The 824-nt window shown below is 47.7% G+C and carries 1 protein-coding gene; it reads left to right on the top strand.

Annotated elements, in window-relative coordinates; all coding sequences use genetic code 11:
- A partial coding sequence (locus H7T99_RS10485) for an Ig-like domain-containing protein (protein ID WP_260315526.1) occupies positions 1-824 on the top strand: 824 nt, incomplete at both ends.

Genomic DNA, 824 nt, shown 5'->3' with positions numbered 1-824 from the left:
GACCCAGCAGGAAACACTTCAGATGCCAGCGATCCAATGGTAGCAACAACTGATACAACAGCTCCAGCTAAACCAGTTGTCGCTACAGACCTTACTGACAAAGCAGGTACTAAGACTCCGGTTGAAGTGAGTGCAGAACCAGGAACTAAGGTTGAATTGTTCGATAAAGACGGCAACAAGATTGGTGAAGCAACAGCTGATGAAAATGGTAAAGCTACGATCACACCAACTGTAGCAATTCCAGCCGGTAATGTAACAGCGAAAGCGACAGACCCAGCAGGAAACACTTCAGATGCCAGCGATCCAATGGTAGCAACAACTGATACAACAGCTCCAGCTAAACCAGTAGCGAACACAGTTAAAGCTGGTGACACAGCAATCACAGGTACAGCCGAAGCAGGCTCAACAGTAGAAGTAACGCTTCCAGATGGCTCTAAAGTATCGGCTAAAGCTGGTCAAGATGGTAACTTCAGTGTACCAGTCAGCGGTTTGAAGGAAGGTGACACAGTTTCTGTCACTGCAACAGATGATGCAGGCAACACATCAGCACCAACTACAGCAACAGTAGCGAAAGCCGATGATAAGACAGCACCAGACGCACCAGTTGTGAACACAGTTAAAGCAGGCACTACAGCAGTAACAGGAACAGCCGAAGCAGGCTCAACAGTAGAAGTCACTCTTCCAGATGGCTCTAAAGTATCGGCTAAAGCTGATCAAGATGGTAACTTCAGTGTACCAGTCAGCGGCTTGAAGGAAGGTGACACAGTTTCTGTCACTGCAACAGATGATGCAGGCAACACCTCTAACCCAACATCAGTGACTGT

The sequence above is a fragment of the Streptococcus sp. 17.1 genome, assembly GCF_016648655.1.
Lineage (GTDB): Bacteria > Bacillota > Bacilli > Lactobacillales > Streptococcaceae > Streptococcus > Streptococcus salivarius_E.
Note: the sequence above shows the minus strand (reverse complement) of the source record. Positions and strands in the feature narration are given on the sequence as shown.